Annotated in this window: 8 protein-coding genes; 3 read left to right on the top strand and 5 right to left on the bottom strand. The window is 69.2% G+C overall.

The genetic code is table 11. The features are described 5' to 3' along the window. Together IEY84_RS26315 and IEY84_RS26310 are read left to right on the top strand one after the other, a co-directional pair. Nucleotides 1–279: hypothetical protein (locus IEY84_RS26315; protein ID WP_229788638.1), on the top strand; the 279-nt coding region annotated here is incomplete at its 5' end. Between the two features lie 98 nt (nt 280–377). Further along, complete coding sequence (locus IEY84_RS26310) at nt 378–1,148, top strand: GntR family transcriptional regulator (RefSeq protein WP_229789040.1); 771 nt, start codon at nt 378–380, stop codon at nt 1,146–1,148. Between the two features lie 28 nt (nt 1,149–1,176). Here IEY84_RS26310 and IEY84_RS26305 read toward each other — a convergent pair whose 3' ends face one another. Further along, nucleotides 1,177–1,527 carry a DUF8819 family protein gene (locus IEY84_RS26305; protein WP_183544465.1) on the bottom strand — a complete coding sequence of 117 codons (351 nt, stop codon included), beginning with the start codon at nt 1,525–1,527 and terminating at the stop codon, nt 1,177–1,179. Nucleotides 1,528–1,599: 72 nt separating this feature from the next. Between IEY84_RS26305 and IEY84_RS26300 the strand changes: the two genes are divergently transcribed. After that, nucleotides 1,600–1,857, top strand: a complete 258-nt coding sequence (locus IEY84_RS26300; RefSeq protein ID WP_183544463.1) for a DUF4031 domain-containing protein — start codon at nt 1,600–1,602, stop codon at nt 1,855–1,857. 147 nt (nt 1,858–2,004) lie between these two features. On the opposite strand, the gene IEY84_RS26295 is transcribed toward IEY84_RS26300, so the two are convergent. The 4 genes from IEY84_RS26295 to IEY84_RS26280 form a co-directional block, all read right to left on the bottom strand. Beyond that, nucleotides 2,005–3,264, bottom strand: coding sequence for an MFS transporter (locus IEY84_RS26295; RefSeq protein WP_183544461.1), 1,260 nt, complete (start codon nt 3,262–3,264; stop codon nt 2,005–2,007). 58 nt (nt 3,265–3,322) lie between these two features. Beyond that, a complete protein-coding gene (locus IEY84_RS26290) occupies nt 3,323–3,922 on the bottom strand; it encodes an HD domain-containing protein (protein WP_221208645.1) in 600 nt (199 codons plus the stop codon). A 17-nt stretch (nt 3,923–3,939) separates the two neighbouring features. Continuing rightward, nucleotides 3,940–5,136: a phosphoglycerate dehydrogenase gene (gene serA / locus IEY84_RS26285; protein ID WP_183544458.1), complete on the bottom strand. Its 1,197-nt coding sequence runs from the start codon at nt 5,134–5,136 to the stop codon at nt 3,940–3,942. Nucleotides 5,137–5,210: 74 nt separating this feature from the next. After that, the gene (locus IEY84_RS26280; RefSeq protein WP_183544457.1) at nt 5,211–6,083 is read right to left on the bottom strand and encodes a L,D-transpeptidase family protein; all 873 of its coding nucleotides are present in this window, start codon (nt 6,081–6,083) and stop codon (nt 5,211–5,213) included. Nucleotides 6,084–6,119: the final 36 nt, after the last annotated feature.

Below are 6,119 nucleotides of genomic sequence, written 5' to 3'. Positions count from 1 at the left end.
CCCGAGGACCTGCCTCCCGGCACCAGCGTGAAGAAGTTGGCCAGCAACGGCGCCCTGAAACTGGGCCGGGTCACCTACATGGTCGGCGGACAGCACGGCTTCCAACACGTCTTGGTCATCACCGACGGCGACGCGACCGGCGACAAGATCACCGTCGCCGACCTACAAGGCGAGATCCTCATCGAGCACACCCGACCAGCCCCCGAAGTGACCTACGTCGGCAACGGCAGACCCCGCGGACCACGCCCCAACAACCCCGAACCGTCACCAAAGTCCTGACACACCAACCGTCACCGATGTCCTGATACGGAACTGTCACTGATGTCCCGAGACATCACACGAGTTTCGTTGCACCTGGTCAGCCTCATCTCGATGCAATGTCACAACTTGACGAAACCGGGGACGTACGCGAGGCGTACACCTACGCTCGGCTCATGGTCCGGCCGGTCGAGGGTGAGCGTTCGCTCAAGCACGTCCAGATCAGGGAGTACGTCCGGGAGCTGGTCATCGGGGAGAGCCCGGGTGCATCGGCTCCTTCCGAGCGTGAGCTGGTCCAGAAGTTCAGTGTCGCCAGAGCCACCGTGCGGCAGGCGCTCGACGCGCTCGTCGCCGACGGACTGCTGGTCCGGATCCCGGGCCGGGGGACCTTCGTGGCGCGTCCGCCGCGAGCCGCGAGCCCGGTGCTCGGGTTCAGCGAGGAGATGGCTCGCCGAGGGATGCAGGCATCCTCGGAGACGCTGCTGCTCGGCCGGGAGAAGGCGGGGCCGACGATCGCCCGCGCCCTGGCGATCGAGGAAGGTGCGGCCGTGGTGCACTGGCGCCGGCTGCGTCGTGGCGACGGTGTGCCGATCTGCATCGAGGACGTCTACCTCGACGAGACGATCGTGCCCGATCTGCTCGAACGCGCCACTCCGCCTAGTCTTTACGCGGAGCTGGCCAGCCGCCGGTTGCGACCCTCGTGGGTCGACGACACGTTCCGCGCTGACGTCGCCAACATCGAGGAGGCCACGCTGCTCGGCCTCTCGGTCGGTGTGCCCGTGCTCCGCAGGCAGCGGAAGTCGGTCGCGGGGGACCGTTACGTCGAGGTGTGCCGCTCGGTCTATCGGGCCGACCGCTACGCGCTGCACCTGCAGCTCGGACCGTCCTGACGCTGCCGCCGATGCCGGCGGGTCGGGCTCAGAGATCGCCCAGCGGGGCGACGACGTCGCCACTCTCCTCGCAGACCCAGATCGGGTCCGGGCCGCCCAGGTCGGGCGTGATGTGCAGCGAGTGGACCGGCGACTCGGGCGGACACGTGGTGCACACCGGCCAGCGCGCGGAGGCCCCGCCGTCGAAGAGCAGGTCCTGGACGTCCTGGGCGACCAGGCCCGCGACGTACGCCTTGCCCTCCGGCCACTGCTCCACCCACCAGCCACGCTCGGTCATCGCGTCCTCGAGGGCGGAGACGGCGGCGGCGCCGGCGAGTCCGCGGGCATCGAGGTCGTGGAGCACCCTCGCCCGAGCCTCGAACAGCACTGTCGTGTTCATCACCGACCATTCTTGCCCACCGGTCAAGGAGCCGCCATGCGCGATCGCTGTTGATCGCGGACAATCCTCGGTGTGATCCTCATCGACCCGCCGAACGTACCCAGCCGCGGCCGGATGTGGTCGCACCTTGCCAGCGACACCTCCTACGAGGAGCTGCACGCCTTCGCGAGCCGGATGGGCATCCCCGCTCGCGGCTTCGACCGCGACCACTACGACGTACCGGCCGAGGCCTACGACGCGATGGTCTCCGCCGGCGCCGTCGAGGTCACCTCGCGGGTGTTGGTCTCCGCCCTCCTCGCCGCCGGCCTGCGCCGCCGCAAACCCCGCTAGGCCGAGACGTCACCCCGGTCGGCCGAGGCGTCACCCCGGTCGGCCGAGGCGTCACCCCGGTCGGTCGAGGCGTCACGTACGTCGGTCGAGATGGCACCACGACGACCACTCGGCCGACGGGAGCGACTTCTCGGCCGACGGGGGTGACTACTCGGCCGGCGCGGGTGACTTCTCGCCCGGCGGGAGCGACGCCTCCGCGGGGTTGGACATCCGTCGGGTGGTGAGCCAGATGCCTGCCGCGATGAGCAGGCCGAGACCGCCGCCGAGGACGAAGCCGCCCTGCCAGCCGATCAGGTCGATGGCGAATCCCGCGGTGGGGGCGCCGACGGCGCTGCCAAGGGTGATGGCCGAGCCGTGCCAGCCCATGACCTCGCCGCGTACGGACGAGGGGACGTTGCTGGTGATCGCCTCGAGCGCCGCGGTCAGGGTCGGCGCGCAGAAGAAGCCGCTGAGCAGGAGCAGGACGGTGAAGGAGATCGGGTCCCAGGCGAACGCGGTCAGCACCGTCGTGGCCCCCAGCAGGACGAGCATCACCGCGGTCGAGGGGTGGCTGTTGAGGGCGCCGTAGATGAGTGCGCCGAGCAGCGAGCCGAGCGCCCAGATCGCCATCACGAGACCGAGCAGGGCGGTGCGCTCGAAGTCGCGCATGGCGGCCACGGTGCCGAGATCCTCGGCGATCAGGATGAGCGAGGCGGTGAAGGTGCCGGCAAGGAGCAGCGCGACGCCCGGGTTCAGCCACGACGGCGGGCCGAAGCGGCTCTTCGGCGTGCCGGCATCGCTCGTGGCCGCGTCGCTCGGGACCGCGTCGCTCGGGATGGCCGGGTCGCCCTCGGTGATCCTCGGGTTGATCAGCCACAGCACGACGGCGGCTGCGATACCGAGCCACTGGATCATCAGCATCGCCCAGGACGTGCCGAAGTAGCTGGCGCCGAGGACGCCGATGACCGGCCCGGCCATGAAGCCGAGCTCGGTCATGATCGCGTCGGCGCTGAGTGCCGCGGTGCGCTGTCCGGGACCGACCGAGCGGAGCATCACCTGGCGCACGATCGAGAAGGACGGGACGGTGAAGAGGCCGGCGACGGCGACCAGCGCGAGCAGCGGAAGGTAGCCGACCCAAGGAGCGATCGACCAGGCGATCGGCAGGACGGCCAGCGGCAGCAGGAGCGTACGTCGCAGGCCGAGGCGGTCGAGGAGTCGACCGAGCCAGGGCGCGGAGATCGCCATCGCGATCGCCAGGACCGTGGAGACCAGGCCGGCCTCGGCGTACGAGCGGTCCAGGGGACCGACCACGTGGAGGGTCACGATCACAGCGGACGCCGGCATCGGGATCCGGAGGAACAGACCCAGCACGAGGATGCGGCGAACATCGGGAATCCGCCACAGATCGGCGTACGTCTGGAAGCTCACCGACGAATTCTGTCACCGAGATGGCATCCGCCACCAATTGTTATTGATCAGGCGACAGTTATGTGGTGAGCGTCTCCATCTCGGCCGCGAGGTTGGCCCGGGCGGCGTCCTCCCAGCTGATTCGGGCGAAGGGTGTGGAGAAGAGCGACTTCTTCTCGAGGAGCCGCTCCAGGACCTGGGAGCGGCCGACGCGGAACTCCTCGTCGGAGAGGTGCTGGTACTCCTCGCGAACGGTCGCGACGTACTCCGCATACCGCTCCGCCGGGGCCGCCAGGATCGCCAGGTCTGCATCGGAGAGCACCCGGCCGCCGAGGTCGTCGTCGGCGGGGTCGTGGGTCTCGGTCAGCCGCACCAGGCGGGCGACCTCGGCTACCGCGTCGTCATCCAGGTAGGCGCTCAGCGCGTCCTCCGCCCAGGTGGCTGAACGCTCCTCGGCGTCCCGCTCCCCGTCGTAGACCGAGTCGTGGAAGAACGCCGCCAGGGTGACCGTCAACGGGTCGAAGCGCTCACCCTCGTCCCGCAGCTCCTCGATCCTCTCCAGCACCTCGGCGAGGTGCCGGCGGTCGTGATAGCGGCGGGTCGGCTCGTCGTACGCTGCCAGAATCTCACCGAGAAGGTCGGTCGCTTCGGGCAGCGGCCAATGTTGAGGGAGTTCCATGAGCCAGAACGCTAGCGTCAGACCTGGTAGGTGCGCACCCACCGGGTGTGCGGGTTGCCCTCGATCTTCACCAGCGTCGTCGGAGGGATGTCGGTCACATCGGTGACCACGAAGCCGGTCTCGCCGGCGGTGGCGAGGTATTGGCCGGTCACGTTGACGCCCTCGGCGGCGAGCAGGTTGTTGAGCTCGGCGAGCACACCCGGGACGCTGTCGTGCAGCAGCGCGAGGCGAGCGCCCGCACCCAGCGGGGGCGGCTGGACGGCGGGCAGGTTGACGCTCAGCGCGGTCGAGCCCGAGCGGATGAAGTCGCGCAGCTTGCCGGAGACGAACCAGCCGATCTCCTCCTGGGCCTCCTGGGTGGAACCACCGACGTGCGGGGTCAGGATGACGTTGTCGAGACCCTGCAGCGGGCTCTCGAAGGCGTCGCCCTGGGCCTTGGGCTCGATCGGGAAGACGTCGAGCGCAGCACCGGCGATGTGGCCGGACTCGATGTGCTTGCGCAGCGCGTCGTTGTCGACCAGGAAGCCGCGCGCGGCGTTGATGAACAGCGAGCGCGGCTTCATCTTCGCGAACTGCTCCTCGCCGAACATGCCCAGGTTGCCCGGGCGCCCGTCGATGTGGATGGAGACCACGTCGGCCTCCTCCAGGAGCGCGTCGAGGGACTTCATCCGGCGCGCGTTGCCGTGGGCCAGCCGGTCGGCGATGTCGTAGAAGATGACGTAGAAGCCCAGCGCCTCGGCGACGTTGGACAGCTGGGTGCCGATGTTGCCGTAGCCGATGATGCCGAGCGTGCGGCCGCGGACCTCGTGGGAGCCCTTCGCGGACTTGTCCCAGACGCCGGCGTGCATCTTCTCGGTCTTCTCCGGCAGACGCCGCGCCAGGGAGATGATGTAGCCGATGACCAGCTCGACGACCGAGCGGGTGTTGGAGTAGGGGGCGTTGAAGACGGCCACGCCGTGCTCGGCGGCCGCGGCCAGGTCGACCTGGTTGGTGCCGATGCAGAAGCAGCCGATCGCCCTGAGGTCGGTGGCTGCGTCGAGGACTCGCGGGGTGATGTGGGTGTTGGACCGGATGCCGAGGAGCGTGACACCCGGGAGAGCGGCCACCAGCTCGTCCTCGGACAGCGACTTGCTACGCAGCTCGACCTCGAAGCCGGCCTTCTCGAGGTTCTCGACAGCGACGGGATGGATGTTCTCCAGGAGCAGCGCCTTCATGGCTCAAGCCTAAGACCCGGGACGTACGCCTCCTCAATCGTGCCCGAGGGCCGGACGACCGCACACGGCGCTGATCAGGACCAGTAGATGACCACCGCGTCACCGATGCCGACCTGGTCGTAGAGCGAGGTGATGGCGCCGTGGTCGCGGACGTTCACACAGCCGTGCGAGGCGCCGTTGTAGCCGTTGGCGGCGAAGTCGGGGGAGTAGTGGACCGCCTGGCCGCCGGAGAAGAACATCGCGAACGGCATCGGGGTCTTGTAGATCGAGGAGACGTGGTCGCGGCTCTTGGCGAAGACCGAGAACTGGCCCTCGCGGGTCGGCAGCTCCTGCGAACCGAACCGCACCTCGACGCTCATCTGTACGGTCCCGCCGACGACCCAGCGCAGCATCGAGGTCGACTTGTCGATGCACATCACCCGACCCGTCAGGCAGCGCGGATCGAGCTTGCCCGTGGGCGCCGGCGGCGGGGCATCGGTCAGCTCGGCCTCGGTCGGCTCGCGAGTCATCGCGTGGAGCCGGTCGAGGGTGGTCTGGTCCACCAAACCGGTGACCGCGATGCCGCGCTTGCCCTGGAAGCCGGAGACGGCCTCGGCCGTGACGTCGCCGTAGAAACCGGTCACGCCCGCGTTGAACCACCCGATCTGCTTCAGGCGCGCCTGGAGCTCACGTACGTCATCGCTGCTGTCGCCCTGGCCGAGCAGCCGCGGGCCTGAGGTCGGGGACGGTTTCGGCTCGGGGGTGGGCTTGGCGCTGGGGGTGGGGGTCGGTGTCGTCGTCGGGGCAGCGCTCGGCGATGCCGAGGGGCTGGCCGAGGAGACCGCGGCCGGTGAGGCCGCCGCATCGGGGGCAGGCGCGGAGGCCGGCTCCGTGGCGCACGCCGTGAATGTGGTTGCCAGCAGCGCGATGAGCGCCCCTACGATCATTCCCCGGTTGACCATCGTCATCGCCTCGCTCCAGATCTTGGCCCTTCAACATAGAAG

This window comes from Nocardioides albus, assembly GCF_014648255.1.
Taxonomy (GTDB): domain Bacteria; phylum Actinomycetota; class Actinomycetes; order Propionibacteriales; family Nocardioidaceae; genus Nocardioides; species Nocardioides albus.
The sequence above is the reverse complement of the archived record's forward strand: the minus strand, read 5'-3'. Positions and strand labels throughout refer to the sequence as shown.